The 16,904-nt window shown below is 69.2% G+C and carries 18 protein-coding genes; 8 read left to right on the forward strand and 10 right to left on the reverse strand.

The genetic code is table 11. The features are described 5' to 3' along the window. The 8 genes from ABUE31_RS16670 to dhaK all read left to right on the forward strand — a co-directional run bounded on the left by ABUE31_RS16670 (window position 1) and on the right by dhaK (window position 6,524). Complete coding sequence (locus tag ABUE31_RS16670) at window positions 1–1,098, forward strand: ABC transporter ATP-binding protein (RefSeq protein ID WP_367724805.1); 1,098 nt, start codon at window positions 1–3, stop codon at window positions 1,096–1,098. Further along, window positions 1,091–2,107 (forward strand): ABC transporter ATP-binding protein, encoded by a 1,017-nt coding sequence (locus ABUE31_RS16675; protein WP_367724806.1) that lies wholly within the window; start codon window positions 1,091–1,093, stop codon window positions 2,105–2,107. Before ABUE31_RS16670 ends, ABUE31_RS16675 begins: the two co-directional genes overlap by 8 nt. Before the next feature lie 14 nt (window positions 2,108–2,121). Next, complete coding sequence (gene dhaL, locus ABUE31_RS16680) at window positions 2,122–2,724, forward strand: dihydroxyacetone kinase subunit DhaL (protein ID WP_367724807.1); 603 nt, start codon at window positions 2,122–2,124, stop codon at window positions 2,722–2,724. Next, on the forward strand, window positions 2,721–3,110 hold the full coding sequence (gene dhaM, locus ABUE31_RS16685) for a dihydroxyacetone kinase phosphoryl donor subunit DhaM (RefSeq protein WP_367724808.1): 390 nt from the start codon (window positions 2,721–2,723) through the stop codon (window positions 3,108–3,110). The genes dhaL and dhaM overlap by 4 nt, the downstream gene beginning before the upstream one ends. A 17-nt stretch (window positions 3,111–3,127) precedes the next feature. Then, window positions 3,128–3,439, forward strand: a complete 312-nt coding sequence (locus ABUE31_RS16690) for an HPr family phosphocarrier protein (protein WP_367724809.1) — start codon at window positions 3,128–3,130, stop codon at window positions 3,437–3,439. Then, the gene (gene ptsP, locus ABUE31_RS16695; RefSeq protein ID WP_367724810.1) at window positions 3,423–5,045 is read left to right on the forward strand and encodes a phosphoenolpyruvate--protein phosphotransferase; all 1,623 of its coding nucleotides are present in this window, start codon (window positions 3,423–3,425) and stop codon (window positions 5,043–5,045) included. The genes ABUE31_RS16690 and ptsP overlap by 17 nt, the downstream gene beginning before the upstream one ends. A gap of 1 nt (window position 5,046) precedes the next feature. After that, on the forward strand, window positions 5,047–5,475 hold the full coding sequence (locus ABUE31_RS16700; RefSeq protein WP_367724811.1) for a hypothetical protein: 429 nt from the start codon (window positions 5,047–5,049) through the stop codon (window positions 5,473–5,475). Between the two features lie 62 nt (window positions 5,476–5,537). Then, window positions 5,538–6,524, forward strand: a complete 987-nt coding sequence (gene dhaK, locus ABUE31_RS16705) for a dihydroxyacetone kinase subunit DhaK (protein ID WP_367724812.1) — start codon at window positions 5,538–5,540, stop codon at window positions 6,522–6,524. 3 nt (window positions 6,525–6,527) lie between these two features. On the opposite strand, the gene ABUE31_RS16710 is transcribed toward dhaK, so the two are convergent. The 10 genes from ABUE31_RS16710 to ABUE31_RS16755 all read right to left on the reverse strand — a co-directional run bounded on the left by ABUE31_RS16710 (window position 6,528) and on the right by ABUE31_RS16755 (window position 16,817). After that, a complete protein-coding gene (locus tag ABUE31_RS16710; protein WP_367724813.1) occupies window positions 6,528–7,805 on the reverse strand; it encodes an AGE family epimerase/isomerase in 1,278 nt (425 codons plus the stop codon). Window positions 7,806–7,824: 19 nt separating this feature from the next. Further along, entirely contained in the window at window positions 7,825–8,598 is a 774-nt protein-coding gene (locus tag ABUE31_RS16715; RefSeq protein WP_367724814.1) for an SDR family NAD(P)-dependent oxidoreductase, read from the reverse strand. 12 nt (window positions 8,599–8,610) lie between these two features. Further along, window positions 8,611–10,311 (reverse strand): GMC family oxidoreductase, encoded by a 1,701-nt coding sequence (locus ABUE31_RS16720; protein ID WP_367724816.1) that lies wholly within the window; start codon window positions 10,309–10,311, stop codon window positions 8,611–8,613. A gap of 3 nt (window positions 10,312–10,314) precedes the next feature. Beyond that, on the reverse strand, window positions 10,315–11,043 hold the full coding sequence (locus ABUE31_RS16725) for an SDR family oxidoreductase (RefSeq protein WP_367724817.1): 729 nt from the start codon (window positions 11,041–11,043) through the stop codon (window positions 10,315–10,317). Window positions 11,044–11,152: 109 nt separating this feature from the next. Next, window positions 11,153–11,848, reverse strand: a complete 696-nt coding sequence (locus ABUE31_RS16730; RefSeq protein ID WP_367724818.1) for a ribulose-phosphate 3-epimerase — start codon at window positions 11,846–11,848, stop codon at window positions 11,153–11,155. Further along, on the reverse strand, window positions 11,845–12,657 hold the full coding sequence (locus tag ABUE31_RS16735; RefSeq protein ID WP_367724819.1) for an alpha/beta fold hydrolase: 813 nt from the start codon (window positions 12,655–12,657) through the stop codon (window positions 11,845–11,847). Before ABUE31_RS16735 ends, ABUE31_RS16730 begins: the two co-directional genes overlap by 4 nt. Then, window positions 12,654–13,475: a sugar phosphate isomerase/epimerase family protein gene (locus tag ABUE31_RS16740; RefSeq protein WP_367724820.1), complete on the reverse strand. Its 822-nt coding sequence runs from the start codon at window positions 13,473–13,475 to the stop codon at window positions 12,654–12,656. The genes ABUE31_RS16735 and ABUE31_RS16740 overlap by 4 nt, the downstream gene beginning before the upstream one ends. Further along, on the reverse strand, window positions 13,475–14,551 hold the full coding sequence (locus ABUE31_RS16745; RefSeq protein WP_367724821.1) for a Gfo/Idh/MocA family protein: 1,077 nt from the start codon (window positions 14,549–14,551) through the stop codon (window positions 13,475–13,477). The genes ABUE31_RS16740 and ABUE31_RS16745 overlap by 1 nt, the downstream gene beginning before the upstream one ends. Further along, window positions 14,542–15,846, reverse strand: coding sequence for a class II D-tagatose-bisphosphate aldolase non-catalytic subunit (locus ABUE31_RS16750; RefSeq protein ID WP_367724822.1), 1,305 nt, complete (start codon window positions 15,844–15,846; stop codon window positions 14,542–14,544). Before ABUE31_RS16750 ends, ABUE31_RS16745 begins: the two co-directional genes overlap by 10 nt. Continuing rightward, entirely contained in the window at window positions 15,843–16,817 is a 975-nt protein-coding gene (locus ABUE31_RS16755; protein ID WP_367724823.1) for a sugar kinase, read from the reverse strand. Before ABUE31_RS16755 ends, ABUE31_RS16750 begins: the two co-directional genes overlap by 4 nt. Window positions 16,818–16,904: the final 87 nt, after the last annotated feature.

Consider the following 16,904-nt stretch of genomic DNA (forward strand, 5'->3'; position numbering starts at 1 on the left):
ATGGCGGAGATCAGGGTCCAGAACCTGCGCAAGGAATTCGGAGCGTTCGTGGCGGTCCAGGATTCCAACTTCGTCGTCAACGACGGCGAGTTCTTCGTCATGCTGGGACCGTCGGGCTGCGGCAAGACGACGACGCTTAGGATGATCGCCGGGCTCGAGCTGCCGACGAGCGGCCAGATCCTGCTCGGCGGCGACGACGTCACCATGCTGAGGGCGCGCGAACGCGACATCGCCTTCGTGTTCCAGCTGTTCGCCCTCTACCCGCACATGAACGTGCGCAAGAATGTCGGCTTCCCGCTGCTCGCGCAGGGCATGCCGAAGGCCGAAATCAGGGCACGCGTCGAAGAAACCGCGCGACTGCTGCGCATCGACCATCTGCTCGACCGGCCGGTGTCGGGCCTTGCCGGCGGCGACCGCCAGCGCGTCGCGCTCGGCCGGGCGATCGTCAGGCGGCCGAAGTGCTTCCTGATGGACGAGCCGCTCGGCACGCTCGACGCCGAATTCCGCGACCTGATGGTCCACGAGTTGCGAGACCTGCACAACCGCATCCACGCGACCACGGTCTACGTCACGCACGACCAGCTGGAGGCCATGTCGATGGCCGACAAGATCGCGGTGATGAACCACGGCGTCATCGAACAGTTCGGCACGCCGCAGGAGATCTACGACCACCCGGCCACCATGTTCGTCGCCGACTTCATCGGCTCGCCGCCGATGAACTTCCTGAAATTCACGGGCGGCCTGCGCAAGGGGGCGACCGAGATCCGGGTTCAGGGCGCCGACATCGCCGTGCCGGAGGTGCGCGAGGACCTGGCCGGGGCAGACTGCGCGCTGGGCGTCAGGCCGGAACACATCCGCTTCGACGACGCCTCGCGACTGCGCGGCTCGATCTACGGGACGGAATATCTCGGGACGACGCAGATCGTGGCGGTGGAGACCGATGGCGGCATGCTGAAGGCCCGCGTCCCGGCCGACGTGCGGCTGCGCACCGGCGAGCCGGTCGGACTGGCGTTCAACGCCCAGCGCCTGTCGCTGTTCGAGCAGGCCTCCGGCCGCGCCATCCTGACGAGCGCGCGGGAAGGAGGTGCACATGGCTGACGTCTCGCTTCGCGGCGTGTCGAAGGCGTTCGGCGACACCCAGGCCATCGACGACCTGACGCTGACGATCAAGGACGGCGAGTTTGTCGTCCTGCTCGGCCCGACCGGCGCCGGCAAGACGACGACGCTGCGCCTGGCGGCCGGGCTCGAGCGTCCCGACAGCGGTTCGATCGTCATCGACGGGCGCGACGTGACCGCGCTGGAGCCGGCCGCCCGCGACGTCGCCTTCGTGTTCCAGCAATATTCGCTCTATCCACACCTGTCGGTGTTCGAGAACCTCGCCTTTCCGCTGCGATCGCCGGCCCGCAACTGGTCCGACGCGGAGATCAAGGCGCGGGTCCTCGAGGTGGCCAGGCTGGTGCGCATCGACCACAAGCTCGAGAACAAGTCGACCAAGCTTTCGGGCGGCGAGATGCAGCGCGTCGCCATTGGCCGCGCGCTGGTGCGCAAGCCGGCGATCTACCTGATGGACGAGCCGCTCTCCTCCCTCGACGCCAAGCTGCGCGGCGACCTCCGGCTCGAGCTGAAACGCATCCAGGCGGAACTGGGGTCGACCATGCTCTATGTCACGCACGACCAGATCGAGGCGATGACGATGGCTGACCGCATCGGCATACTGTCCGAAGGCCGGCTCGTGCAGATCGGCACGCCCCGGCAGATCTACACCCAGCCGGCCAACCTGCACGTCGCGGCGCGACTCGGCCAGCCGGCGATCAACCTGCTCCCCGCCGACCTGCTGCCCGAGACGAACGCGCCGGCCGGCGCGACGACCATCGGCGCGCGCACCGAGCACCTGGCGATCGAAAAGACGGCGAACGGCCATGCCGACGGGACGGTTGACTGGGTCGAGCACCTGGGCGACCAGAACCACCTGCATGTGACGGTCGGCGACCGCAAGCTGGTGACGCTGACCGACCCCGACACCCCGTTCGCCAAGGGGGACCGGGTGACCATACGCCTGCGCGAACCGCTCTTCTTCGATGGCGCAGGCAACAGGATAGCAGGGTGATGGAAGCCGCCGCGATGAACAGGATTGATCTGAAGCAACTGATCGAGGCCGTCGCCGATACGATCGCTGCGCATGCGGACGAACTGACCGCGCTCGACCAGGCGATCGGCGACGGCGACCACGGGCTCAACATGAAGCGCGGCTTCGAGGCGGTCAGGGCAGATGCGGATGGGCTCGCCGCCAAGCCGCTGCCCGAGGCGCTGAAAGCGATCGGCACGAAGCTGGTGATGACCGTTGGCGGCGCGTCGGGTCCGCTGTTCGGGACGCTGTTCATGTCGCTCGGCAAGGACCTTCCGGCCGAACCCGGCCGCGCCGACCTCATCGGAGCCTTCGGCAAGGCAATCGACGCCGTGGCCGCCCGCGGCAAGTCGCAGGCCGGCCAGAAGACGATGCTCGACGTGCTGTATGCCGTGCAGGCGGCGCTTGTCGCCGGCGAGGGCCCGGCAGACATCGCAACGGCGGCAGACGCCGCGGCCCAATCGACGGCGCCGATGAAGGCGATCCGGGGGCGCGCATCCTTCCTCGGCGAGCGCTCCGTCGGGCATGTCGATCCCGGGGCGCGCTCCAGCGCGCTGATCGTGCGGGCGGTGGCAGAAAGCCTGGAGGGCGGCGCATGAAGAACGTCGGCATCGTCATCGTCTCCCACTCGGCCAAGGTCGCGGAAGGCACGGCCGACATGGTGCGCCAGATGGTCGGCGAGGAAGTGCCGCTCGCCTGGTGCGGCGGCAATGCGGACGGCGGCCTCGGAACGCAGGTTGGCGAGATCATGGAGGCGATCGACCGGGCATGGTCGGATGCGGGCGTGGCGATCCTCGTCGACCTCGGCGGGGCCGAAACAAATAGCGAGATGGCCGTCGAGATGATAGGCGAACCGCGAAGCGCGAAGATCGTCATTTGCAATGCACCGATCGTCGAGGGCGCGGTGATGGCGGCGACGGAAGCCTCCGGCGGCGCCTCGCTCAAGGAAGTCGTCGCCACCGCGCACGAACTCGCGCCGGCGTGAACGAACGGGAAGAAGCCATGACGGCGACAGCATCAGCCAAGGTCGAAATCACCCATGCCGTCGGGCTTCACGCACGGCCATCCGTCAAGTTCACCAAGCTCGCCAAGACGTTTCCCGCGACTGTCGAGATGGCGCTCGCCGAAGGCGGCCCCTGGATCGACGCCAAGTCGATCGTCAAGGTGATGGCGGCGAAGGCGCCGAAGGGCACCACGCTCTACCTGCGCGCGCACGGCGAAGGCGCCTCGGAAGCCGTCGCGGCGCTGGTGGCGCTCGTCACGCGCGACTTCGACGAGGCTGGTGAGGGCGAAGCTCATGCCAGGAGCGCCTAGCGGCCTGTCCCCTGCCCCGACAGCCATCCGCCTGACCGGCGTGCCCGCTTCGGCCGGCTATGCAAAGGGACCGCTTTTCGGGCTCGCCGCGGCGGCTTCGCGCTACGAGCGCAAGGCCTCTCCCGCCGACGACGCCGATGCGCTGCGTTCGGCCATCGCAGCCGCCTCCGAAAAGCTCGCGGAGCTTGCCGCGCAATCGACGGGCGAAGCCGCCGAGATGCTGGAGTTCCAACTCGCCATGCTCGCCGACGATTCGCTGTCCGACCCGGCCCTTGCGGCGATCGAGAACGGCGCCGCGGCCGACGAAGCCTGGTCGGCTGCGCTGGCGGCCGAGATCGAGGGTTACGAGGCAGCGGACGACGAGTATTTCCGGGCACGCTCGGCCGACCTCAGGGACATCAGGCAGCAGGTTCTGGACGCGCTGACGGCGAGCGGAGCGGCCGAGGCGCCGGCCGGCGCCATCCTGGTCGGCGACGACATCGCGCCGACGCGCTTCCTGGCGACCGACTGGTCGAAGGGCGGCGGCATCGCGCTGGCGGCCGGCAGTTCGGCGAGCCATGTCGCCATGCTTGCGCGCTCACGGGGCGTGCCGATGGTGGTCGGTCTCGGACCGCTGCCGACGCATTTCGAGGGGGTCGCGCTGCTCGATGCCGAACACGGAAACATCCTGCTCGGGGACGCCGGCAACGAGGCCGATCTTTTCCGGGCGAATGCCGGCGCCTTCGCGGCGCGACGCCGGCAGGCGGAGGACTATCTCTACCGGCCTGCCGCGACCGCCGACGGGACGCCGGTGCGCGTGCAGGTCAACATCGCCGGCCCGGCCGATGTCGAGACCATCGATATCGCGACCTGCGACGGCGTCGGCCTGATGCGCACGGAATTCCTGTTCGGCAAGGCCGCCGGCCTGCCCGACGAAGAAACCCAGTACCGCGCCTATGCCCGCGTGCTCGAATGGGCCGCCGGCAAGCCGGTCACCATCCGGACCGTCGACGCGGGCGGCGACAAGCCGGTGCCGGGCTTCACCGTCGAGGAGAGCAACCCCTTCCTCGGCCTGCGGGGCATTCGCCTGTCGCTGGCCAACCCCGAGATCTTCCGTTTGCAGATCCGCGCGCTGCTCAGGGCTGCGGTCCACGGCGCCCTGAAGGTGATGTTGCCGATGGTCGCCGTGCCGGAAGAGTATGAGCGGGCCTTGGCGCTCTTCAGGGAGGAGGCTGACGCACTTGGCGCGGCCGGCGTGCCGCATTCCATGCCACCGCTCGGCATCATGGTGGAGGTGCCTTCGGTGGCGATCGCGCCCGAACTCTTCTCCCGCGCGGCCTTCTTCTCGATCGGCTCCAACGACCTGACGCAATATGTGATGGCGGCGGCGCGTGACAATGCGTCGGTCGCCGCGCTGAATTCGGTCGCCAACCCCGCCGTGCTCCGGCTGATCGCCGGCGTCGCCGGTTTCGGGCGCGATCATGCGATACCGGTCAGCCTGTGCGGCGATGCCGGCGGCGACCCGGCGGCGATCCCGCATCTGCTCAGGGCGGGGCTGCGCGACCTGTCGGTGGTCCCGGCGCAGCTTGCGCTTGCCAAGGCGGCCATTGCCGACGTCGCGGTCTGACATGGCGAAGAAGGCGACGCCCGCCCTGCCCGACGCTGAAGCGTCGATCCGCGCCTACAAGAGCGTGCTGTCGGCCGTCATCGAGCAACGCCCGTCCGGCACGCGCCAGCGGCTTGCCGACGCGCTCGGCAAGCACCGCAGCTTCGTCACCCAGATCACCAGCCCGGTCTATTCGACGCCGATCCCGGCCAAGCACCTGCAGGCGATCTTTTCGGTCTGCCACTTCAGCCAGCAGGAGCGCGACGCCTTCCTGGCGCCCTACCGGATCGCGCATCCCGGCAAGGCTCCCGTGGACGGCGAGATGCGGCGCACGCGACACGTTTCGCTGGTCGTGCCCGATCTCGGCGACGCCAAGCAGAACGCCGCGCTCGACCGCGCCATCAACGAATTCATCCACAGGATCACCAGCATCGCCGGCAAGGGCGGATAGGCAGCAGGCCACCCGCATCGCAGGCAGAGGGGCCGACGGTGCGGAACAGCGGAGGAAATCGCATGAAGAAGTTCATCAACGGCGTCGACACCGTGCTGGCCGAGAGCCTCGACGGCTTCGCGGCCGCGCATTCCGACATCCTGACGCTTGGCGGCGGACACAAGTTCATCCGCCGCAAGGTCCTCAAGCCGGGCAAGGTGGCGCTGATCTCGGGCGGCGGCTCGGGCCACGAACCGTTGCATGGCGGGTTCGTCGGGCAGGGCATGCTCGACGCCGCGTGCCCCGGCCAGGTCTTCACGTCGCCGACGCCCGACCAGATGATGGAGGCCGCCACCGAGGTGAACACCGGCGCGGGATGCCTCTTCATCGTCAAGAACTACGAAGGCGACGTGATGAACTTCGACATGGCCGCCGAGATGTCGGAAGGCGTCATGCACGTGGTGACCAATGACGACGTCGCGGTTGAGGATTCGCTCTACACGACCGGCCGGCGCGGCGTGGCGGGAACGCTGGTCGTCGAGAAGATCGTCGGCGCAGCGGCGGAGGAAGGCCGCTCGCTGAAGGAACTCAAGGAGCTCGGCGACACGGTCAACCGCGCGACCCGCTCGATGGGTGTCGCGCTGACCTCCTGCACGGTGCCGGCGGCCGGCAAGCCGACCTTCGAGATCGGCGACGGCGAGATGGAGTTCGGCGTCGGCATCCATGGCGAGCCCGGCCGTCGGCGCGACCGGCTGAAGAGCGCGGACGCGATCGCCGAGGAAATCTGCGCGGCGATCGTCGGCGACCTCGGCAGCGCGGCAAGAGGCAACGCGCTGCTGTTCGTCAACGGTTTCGGCGGCACCCCGTCGATGGAGCTCTACCTGATGTACAACAGCGCGCGAAAGCTGCTGGAGAAGCAGGGCGTGACCGTCGTCCGCTCGCTCGTCGGCAGCTACGTTACCTCGCTCGACATGGCGGGCTGCTCGATCACGCTGACCATGCTCGACGACGAAGCCGCGAGGCTGTGGGACGCGCCGGTGCATACACCGGCGCTGCGCTGGGGGATCTGACCTCTACGCGTCGGTCGCCGGCAGGCCGCCGAGAAGCCCCCGCGTGATGCTGCCGTCGGGCGGCAAGAGCGGGATGAGGCAGGCCTGCAGCGCGTGGTAGAGGTCGGGCTTGCCCTGGAAGACGCGGTTGACCGGCTTCAGGGCGGAGTCCAGCTCGGGGAACCAGCCGCCGTTGCGGTGGTCGATCAGGTGGTTCATGGCAAATCCCCAGATGCGGCGGTACCATTCCTCGTAGCGCGGGTCGGGATCGACCGCGCCTAGCACCGCGCCGGCGCAGATGCCTTCCGCGCAGGGCCACCAGAAGCGGTCCGAGCGCGCCGGCCGGTCCTGCCAGTCGAGCGTGTAGTAGAAGCCGCCGGTGTCCGGCGCCCAGCCGATCTCGACGGTCTTCAGGAAAAGTCTTTTCGCGGCGTCGATCAGCCAGTCGTGCTTGCGGTCGCCGAGTTCCCAGAGCTGGACGAGCAGGCGGCTCCATTCGAGCGCGTGGCCGGGCGTGGTGCCGGCCGGCCGGAAGGTCGGGTCGCCCTCATAGTCTCGATCGACCTGCCAGTCCCCGGTAAAATGTTCGGCGACGCGCCAGCCCTGCTCGCGCGCATGACGGCCGATGATGAGCGCGGCGATGCTCTCGGCCATCTCGAGATAGGACTTCTCGCCGGTCGCCTCGTAGGCGGCCATCAATGCCTCGGTCAGGTGCATGTTGGAGTTCTGGCCGCGATAGTCGCCGAGCGGCGACCAGTCGGCGGCGTATTCCTCGGTGGTGGCCCCCGCCGCCGCATCCCAGAAGCGGGTGCGCAGGATCTCGGTGACGTCCGCCAGCAGGCGGTCGGCGTCGGGATGGCCGACGACCTTGGCCGACGACGCCGCGAGCAGCACGAAGGCGTGGCCGTAGGCCTGCTTCTTCGGGTCGGTCGCAGTACCGTCGTCGACACCCCAGAAATAGCCGCCGTGCGCGCCGTCGCGATGGCGCCGCCACAGGAACTCCATGCCGTGATCGATCATGCGGTCGGCGCCGGGCAGGCCGAGCAGGTGGGCAATGGCGAAGCAGTGCACGGTGCGCGTGGTGTCGTGGATCTGGCGCACGACGCCGCCGTCCCCGGCCGCCGGAAACGGGATGCCGCGGTCGTCGAGAGGGAAGAAGCCCCCGGCGGGATTGAAGCTGCCGTGCTGGAAGAAGTCGAGCAGGCCCATCGCCTGGCCGAGCAGCCAGCGGCGATGCGCCGGGCGCTGGGCGAAACGTGGACCGGCGGTGCCGACCCACTGCGTGCTGGCGTCGTCCGTCATGATACCCTCCTGCGATGCTTCAGCGAACACCGATGGCGGCGGTCAGCCCGCCATCGATGACATGGTCCGATCCGGTGATGAAGCCTGCCGCGGGCGACGCCAGGAAGGCGACGAGGTCCGCGACTTCCTCGGGTTCGCCGATGCGGCCGATCGGATGGGCAGCGCCGAAGCGGGCGAAGGCCGCATCGATGTCCGCGTCCGGCCCGTCAAAGGTGCGCGCGGCAAGCTCGAGGATGGGCGTGCGCACAGAGCCCGGGCTCACCGACACGACGCGGATGCTGTCGGCGGCGAAGTCGAGCGCCATGGCGCGGGTGAGCGCGTGGATCGCGCCCTTGGAGGCGACGTAGGCGGCCACGCCGGGCTGGCAGGCATGCCCCTGCACGCTGGAGATGTTGACGATGGCGCCGCCGCCGCGCGTGCGAATCAGCGGCACGCCCCAATGCGCCGTCAGGTGGATGGAGCCGACATTGACCGCGAGGCAGCGCTGGAAGGTCTGCGGATCGGTGGAGACCGCGTCGCCGTAAGGATGCACCGCCGCAGCGTTGACGATGATGTCGAGGCCGCCGAACTCGAGCTCCAGCGCGCGGAACGCCGCCTCGACCTCGGCCGGGACCGCGACATCCACCCTGCGCACGGCGATCGCCCCGTCGGTGGCTGCGAGCGCCGCGTTGCCGGCCTCGTCGATGCCCAGCGCGAGCACGCGCGCGCCGCCGCGGGCAAGCCGCAGCGCGACCGCCCGGCCTATGCCTGTCGTCCCCGTGACCAGCGCCACCTTCCCGGTGAAATCCGCCATCGTCATTGTCCCTCAGGCCGCGTCCGGCAGACGCCTGTCGTCCGCCTTGATCAGGTCTGCCCCCTTTTCGGCCAGGCAGTAGGTCGCCGCAACGGTGTTGGCCGAGACGATCGCCGGCATGATCGACGCGTCGACCACCCGCAGCCCGGCGACGCCGTGCACGCGCAGCGTCTTCGGATCGACGACCGCCTCCTCGCCCGGACCCATCGCACAGGTGCCGACCGGATGGAACAGGGTGCCGACCCGCTCGCGGATGAAGGCGTCGAGCGCGCCGTCCGACTGCACCTCCGGGCCGGGATCGATCTCGGCGTCGATATGCGGCTCGAACGGCTTCTGGGCCATGATGCGCCGCGCCAGCCTGACCCCCTCGCGCAGCACCTGCATGGTGCTGTCGCCGCGGAAGAAGTTGTAGAGGATGGACGGCTTGTCGCCGGCATCCGCGCTGTTCAGCGCCAGGCGGCCGATGCTGCCCGGACGGAGCTGGCAGACATGCATCAGGAAGCCGTGGCCGGTGAAGCCCGAGGCTGCCTGGGTGTTGGCGCGCCCGGTGCAGAAGAACAGCTGTGTGTCGGGCCGCTCGCTCGCCGGGTCGGTCGAGACGAAGCCGCCGCCTTCCCCCGTGGTGGACGAGAACAGCCCGCGCCGGCGCAGCAGCCAGTCGCCGACATGGAGCACGTTGCGCGGCAGCGCCTTCCACGAAATGCCGTAGGGCGTCGTGGATTTTGCCCGGTACTCCAGCGTGACGTCGAGATGGTCCTGCAGGTTCTCGCCGACACCGGGCAAGTCGCGGACGACATCGATGCCGTGGCGGGCGAGGTCGCGCGCGCGACCGACGCCCGAAAGCATCAGGAGATGCGGCGACACGAACGAGCCGGCCGACAGGATGACTTCGCGGGCGTCGAGCGTACCGGTTTCGTCGCCGCGCCGCCACGCGACGCCGGTTGCCCTGCTGCCGTCGAACAGCACCTTCGTCACCTGGGTGTCCGGGATGACCGTCAGGTTCGCCCGGTGGCGAACCGGGTCGAGATAGGCGCCTTCGGCCGTGACGCGCTGGCCATCCTTCTGGGTGAAGGTGTAGAGGCCGACGCCGCCCTGGCGCGGGCCGTTGAAATCCGGATTGAGCGCAAAGCCGGCAAGGCGTGCCGCCTCCAGATAGGCGAAGGCGAGCGGATTGACGCTGCGCAGCGGGGCGATGTTCAGCGGCCCCGAAACGCCATGATAGGCAGGATCGACATCATCGTAGAAGGGTTTTCCGTCGACGCGGATGCGCCGGCCGGACGCAGGGTCCGCCAGCGGCTCGAAACGTTCAAGCTTGCGAAAATAGGGCAGCAGGTCGTCAAACCCCCAACCCGGGTTGCCGAGGTCGCGCCAGCCGTCGAAATCCTCGCGCTGGCCGCGGATGAAGATCTGGCCGTTGACGTTGGTGCTGCCGCCGCTGCCCCGGCCGCGAGGCAGCGCCATCGTGCGTCCCTGCAGCCCCGGCTCGGGCTCCGTCTCGAACCACGACATGAATTTCGGGCCGCCGAGGAAGGCCAGCGCCGGCGCCATGAAGGTGACCATGGCCAGCGGCGTCCGCACGATAGCCTTGCGGGCGTTCCGGTCCGGTCCGGCCTCGACCAGCGCGACGCGGACGCCGGGGTCCTCGCTGAGGCGGTTGGCGAGCACGCAACCGGCTGCGCCCGCGCCGACGATCACGTAGTCGAACCGGTCCACGGTTCAGATGTCCTGGTTCTGCGGCAGTATGACGAGGTCGCGGATGTTCACATTGGCCGGTCGGGTCAGCATGAACATCACCGCGTCGGCCACGTCCTCGGAGCGCAGCCCCTCGCGCGACTGGACCTTTGCCTCGATCGCCGCCTGGTCCGTGTACCCCCAGAGCTCGTTCAGGACCACGCCGGGAGCGATTTCGCCGACGCGGATGTTGTGTTTGGCGACCTGCCGCCGCAGCCCGTGCACGAAGGACTGGATGGCATGCTTGGACGCGGAATAGATCGGCTCCCAGTGGATCGCTTCGTGGCCGGATATCGAGGAGGTGATCAGGACGTGGCCGCCGCCCTGCCCGATCATGCCGGGCAGCACCGCGCGCACCAGCCGGAAGACGCTGTTGACGTTGATCGCCAGCATGTCGTCCCAGGCGTCTGGGTCGCCTTCGGCCACCTCTCCCGGAATGTATATGCCGGCGTTGGGAAGCAGGATGTCGATCCTGCCGAACCGTTGAAGCGTGGCCGCGACGACACGGTCGACTTCGGCCGGCTTGGCGAGGTCGGCGGCGAGCGGCAGGGCGTCGGTCTCGAGGGCGGCGGCGGCCGCCTCGAGGCGCTCGGCCGAGCGGCCTGCCAGAGCCACCTGCGCGCCTTCGGCGGCGGCGGCCCGCGCCAGCGCGCGCCCTATGCCCGAACTGCCCCCGGTGACCAGAACGACCTTGCCTGCCAGCCGCTTCACCATCGCACGTCCTCCTCCACGATGCCTGCCTGTTGGGTCGGCAGACTATGAACGATGCTTCAGTCCGTCAATAATAACTTTTCCTCGCGTAAAAATATGCGACACCGACCGATCACAGCGCGTGCAGCCACCGCATGCGGTCGGCAAGGTTTTCGGCACCGAATGCGAGCGACCCCATGACCACGGTCTCGGCCCCGGCCGCGCGCAGCACGGGCACGGTGTTCTCGCGGATGCCGCCGTCGGCGGCGAGCACGATGCGTCGGCCCGCCTGCCCGATCAGCCGAGCCGCATCGCGCAGGCGTTCGGTCGCGGCGGGATCGAGCCCCTGGCCCTTCACGCCGATGGCGGTGCCGAGCAGCGTCAGGAAGTCGATGCGGTCGAGATAGGGGCGGCAGGCGGCAACGGCGGTCTCGACGCGCAGGACGATGCCTGCGGCAAGCCCGCGCTCGCCGATCAGCGCCAGCGCCTCGTCGGCAACCGCGGCATTCTCCGCATGGATGCTGATCAGGTCGGCGCCGGCGTCGGCGAACTGCCGGACCTGCTCCACCAGCACGGCGTCGGCGACCATGAGATGCACATGGATCGGCAGCGTCGTCGCAGCGCGCATCCTGGCGACCAGATCCGGGAAGAACAGGAAGGCCGGCGCGAAATGGCCGTCCGCAACGTCGACATGCAGGATGTCGGCATGGCCCTGGATGCGGTCGAGATCGTCGGCGAGCCGGATCAGGTCGGCCGACCACATGGAATACTCGGCGATAAGGCGGTCGGTCGGGAGCGTGGCGAGCCAGTTCGCGCTTGTCATGGTCAAAACTCTCTCAGGAAGGCGCCGAGCGCCGTATGGAAATCGGACAGGTAGGCGGCCTTGTCGACGCCCTTCGGCGTCATCTCCACCATCCGGCTGGCCGGAACAAGGCGGAACAGGCGCTCTGCATGGGCGAGAGGGTGGATGAAGTCGCGATCCGTCGCGAGCACGAGCGTCGGCACGGACAGCCCGGAGAGGTCGTCCTCCGAAACCCCGGGCCCGTCCGCCGAGATGGCGCTGAGCAGCCTTGCGGTGACGTCTGCGGGCTGGCGTTCGAAGAAGCCGAGCAGCGAAGCGAGGTTGTCGGGCGCCTCGCGCGACAGCATCGCATGGGCGTCGCCCGCCACGAATCGCGATCGGGCGACCTCGGGCGCATAGTGCGACAGGAGCGCGCCGACCTCGGCGTTCGGCCGCATGTTCGCCGGCTCCGGTTCTGAAACCCAGGCCGGGCGGGCAAGCACCAGCCCGCGCACCAGGTCCGGCCGCCGCACGGCGATGCGGCTGGCGATCGCCGCCCCCATCGAGATGCCGGCGAGCACCACGGGGCCGCCGATCCGCTCGATCAGGGCGGCGACGTCGTCCGCGAAGGTGGCGATGGACAGGACGTCGCCGGCCGCCGATGCGCCGTGCCCCCGGCATTCGAGGCCGACCAGCCTGAACGCGGTTCCCTCGGGAAAGGCTTCCGCGACCTGCCCGATGTCGCCGCAGAGCCCGTGCTGGAACACCACCGCCGGCCCGTCGCCGCCGCTGTCATAGGCCGCCAGCGCAAGACCGTCGCGCTCGAAGGCGAAGCGGGAAAGGGCCGTCGGCTTCATTGCAGCGCGCCGCGCAGGAAACGGGCGACGCCGGGCGCCTCCGCGGCGGCAAGACCGTGGGCGACAAGATCGCCGTCGAAGCCGCCAGCACGCAGGCGCGAAAGATAGTGCCCGAAGTCCAGAACGCCCTTCCCCGCCGTGGCGAAGGAGCCGTCCGGATTCCTGTCCTTGGCGTGGCCCATGACGATGTCGGGCGCGAGAAGGTCGATTGCCTCCGCGACGATGCGGCGCTGTTCGGCAAGACCGGCCTGTTCGAAGAGGTTCGCCGGGTCGAGCACTACGGCCAGCCTGTCGCCGCCGATCTCGTCGAGCAGCCGGCGCGCATGGGCCGCGGAACTGACGACATTGGCGAGTTCGGGCTCGATGCCGAGGCGGACGCCATGGCGGCTCGCTATGTCGACGGCCTTTTCCATCTCGGCCAGCATGACGCGCCAGGCCTCGGGTGTGTCGTTGTCGGGGTGATGGCGCCACTGATCGTCGGCATCGCGCGTGCCGGTGCACAGGGTGACGAGGCCGGCGCCGATCGATCCGCAGGAGGCGGCGACGACCTCGAGCCGCCGCAGCCCGTCGGCGCGGACCGCCGGGTCGGGATGCGCCATGTTGTAGGTGCCGGACACCGCCGGAATCGCGACGCCGGACGACGCCGCGGCGCGGGCGACGGCGGCGGCTATCCCGGGTTCGACGGCATCGGGCATCGGCGGCAAGCCGGAACAGGCGAAATTGTACTGCGCCGCTTCGAAGCCGGCTGCCGCCACCGCGGCAAGGACCGAGGCGGGGTCGCTGCCCGGGAAGGTCTTGGCGAAGATGCCGAGGCGCATCACACGTCCCCGGAGACGTCGGCGAGGCGCACCGGCTGGCGCGTCGCGGCCGAACGGGCGATGGCAACCATGGCGCGCACCGAGGCGATGCCGTCGTCCACGTCGGCGCCGGTCATCGGCGCACCGTCGAGGACCACCGAGGCGAAGCCCTCAAGCTGGCGGCGGTAGAAGTGGCCGTCCGCCCCGAGCACCCGGCGGGTCGAGCCGTCGGCCTCGTGGAAGATGTCGACCTCGCTCGTCTTGTAGTACCAGGGGTTGTAGGTCTTGCCGAGGATCGAACCGTTGGCGCCGTAGATCTGGAACCCTTCGTGCCAGTCCATGCGCACGGCCACCGTCAGGTCGAGATGGCCGAGCACGCCGTTGGCGAACTCGACGTCGACGAACCAGCACCGCATGCCGCCGCGGGAGCTGAGCCTGGCATCGACGGCAACGATCTCGCCGGCGAAGTAGCGCGCCGTGTCGACCAGATGGCTGCCATGCGCCAGCATGTAGTAGCGGTTGAGGTCGGCCTTCGGGTCGCCGGCCGGCTTGCGGGCACTCCTGCTGGTCACCATCAGCGGCTGTACGGCGTCCGTCATCGGATAGCGGTGGGTGGAATCGCAGTACCACGCCTTCAGCGCGACCATCTCGCCCATGCCGTCGTCGATGAAGGCGCGCGCCGCCTGCAATCCGGCGTCGAAACGCTTCATGTGGCCGACCTGCAGCACCTTGCCGCTGGCCTTCACCGCCGCCTTCAGCGCCTCGGCCTCCTCCACGCCGGTGGCGACGGGCTTTTCGCAAAGGACATGCTTGCCGGCCTCGAGCGCGCGGATGGCGGCGGGCACATGGAACGCATCCGACGTCGCGACGATGACCGCCTCGAGGTCGGGATCGGCCAGCATTGCGTCAAAGTCGGCAAAGGTCCGCTGCGGCGCATGGGTGGCGGCCATGCGCTCGCGCAGGTCGTCGGCGACGTCGCAGATCGCGTAGAGGTCGGCGTTCGCCGCCTTGGCGCAGCTTTCGAAATGAGCGGCCTGGGCGATCGGGCCGCAACCCAGCACGCCGACGCGCAGCCTGCGATCTGCTTTTACTGGCACTCTTCCCGCTCCTGTAAAACGGCGCCGTGCGCCCCTGTCGTCGCGCCGATCTCCCCGGCCGCGGCGCGATACTTGCGCACGACCGCGCCGACCATGTTGCGGATGACGCGGTCCGGCAGGTTTTCCGCCGCCGGCTTCGGGTCCACGAGGTCGCCCAGCGCCTGCGCGACGATGCCCGGCTCCGGCCTCGCCGCCGCGATGTTGCGGCAGAGCCGTTGCAGCGCCGCCTGGACAGCCGGGCGCGGCCAGTAGTAGCGGACGCGGTCGGAGAGGCCGTAGAGCATCATCTCGCGCTCGCGCGCTCCAGACGCCACATGGCTGCGCCAGTCACGCGGGTCGACCTGCATCTCGGCGGCGACGACGTCGACCAGACCGGACGGCTCGGCCACGCGCATCAGCGCTTCCATTCCCGCAAGCGCGAACACCGCCTGACGGAACGCGAAGGTCAGTTCCGGCCCGACCTTCAGGATGGCGAAGTGGCCGGCGACGAGGGCGCTGAGCGCGGCTTCGCTCTGGTAGTCGGTGGAGTGCGCCTCGAACGCCAGGTTCGGCATGCCGGACAGGGCCGCGGAAAGGGACCGCGCCTTGCCGGGATCGAAGGCGAAGACCGTGTCGTTGCCGAAATCGACGCCGGGCTGCACGACGATGCCGATTGCCCGTTCGAGCGCGCCCGACAGGCCGCGCTCGGCGAACGCCTGCTCGTGCATCGACCACGTCGCTCGCACCGCGGCCGGCGTCGTCACCGCCAGCGCGTCGATCGCGTGGGTCTCGCCGCCGGGTATCGGCACCTCGGTTCCGACCACGTAGACAAGGCCTTGACGGCCGCGGCCTTCGGCGATGGCGCAGAGGTCGGCGGCGCGGCCGGCGATCGTGTCTTCGGCCAGGTTCACATCGTCGGCGCAGGCCATGGAGGCGTCGAGATGGATCTTGGCGAAACCGGCGTCCACATAGGCCGCGACGAGGTCGCGAGCCTTGGCCATGGCGCTTGCGGCGGGTTCCGACCGCCACGGATTGGGACCGAGATGGTCGCCGCCCAGCACGAGGCGCGCCGGATCGACGCCCTCGCGCCGCGCAAGGTCCTCGGCGAAGGTCCGGAACGCAGCCGGGTTCATCCCGGTGTATCCGCCGAACTGGTTGACCTGGTTGCAGGTGGCCTCGACGAGGATCGGCGCGTCGTCGTCGCGGTAGGCGGCGAAGATGGCGGCGAGCGTCTGCGGATGCGCGGTGCACCAGGACGGGATGCCGCGCTGCGCGCCTGCCCGGTTGGCCGAAACGATACCGCCGAGCACGCTCATGGGCGGCTCGCGAGGAAGGCTTCGATGTCGGACAGCGAACTGTTGCCCTCCATCGGGCCGAGCCTGCCGACGGCGAGCGCACCGGCTGCGTTGGCGCGGCGCAGCACTTCGCGCATCGGGAAATTGCCGGCAACCGAGAGCGCGACGAAGGTGGCGCAGAAGCAGTCGCCGGCTCCGGTCGGATCGACCACCTCGACCGCGTGCGCGCCGAGCGACTGGACCTCGCCGCCCGCATCCATGCCGATGCAGCCCCGCTCGCCGCGCTTCAGCACGACGCAGCGGGCGCCGGCCGCGACCAGGCGCGGGGCGAAGTCCTCGAAGGCCTCGCCAGGAAACAGCACCGCCGCGTCTTCCTCGCTCGGCAGCACGAAAGCGGCCAGGTCGGTCAACGCACGCACGATGTCCATGTAGGAGGGGTCGGCGAGCAGTTCCTTGCGCACGTTGGGGTCAAAGGAAATCGCAACGCCCCGTGATCGAAGCGCCCGGCAGATTTCGAGCGCGGCCGTCGCCATCTTCCGATCGCCGAGCGTCGATCCGGAAATGTGGAAGGCGTCGAGGCCGAACGACACCAGCGCCTCGACCGCCGCGTGGCCGACCGGCAGGCGCGCCGAGGCGGAGCGCGCGATGTTGAAGACGAAATCGCGGCTGCCGTCCGAATTGTAGGAGACGAAGGCCGAACCTGTCGGAACGCCGTGCGCCACCTTGAGCAGCGCATCCGACACGCCGACAGCCGCGAAGCGGTCGAGAATGACCCGCCCGAAGGCGTCGTCGCCGACGGCGCCGGAGAAGATCGTGCTTGCGCCGACCCGCGCGGCCTGATCAATGAAGATGCCCGGCGCACCTGACGCGAAGGGCCCGGCATAGGTCGAAGCGCGCAGATTGCGGCCGTCCTTTTCGGCGCAGACGAACTCGACGAGCAGTTCGCCCATCGAGCCGATCCGGCCGGACTTCCCGGGTTCCGCGGCGCTCACGACGCCCGCCCGAAATTTTTATTGCGTGCAAATATTTTCATTTCCTCGCGACAAACATGTTGATCCGGCCGCAAGCTGGTGGCAGCG

This window comes from Mesorhizobium marinum, from assembly GCF_040813675.1.
Lineage (GTDB): Bacteria > Pseudomonadota > Alphaproteobacteria > Rhizobiales > Rhizobiaceae > Mesorhizobium_K > Mesorhizobium_K marinum.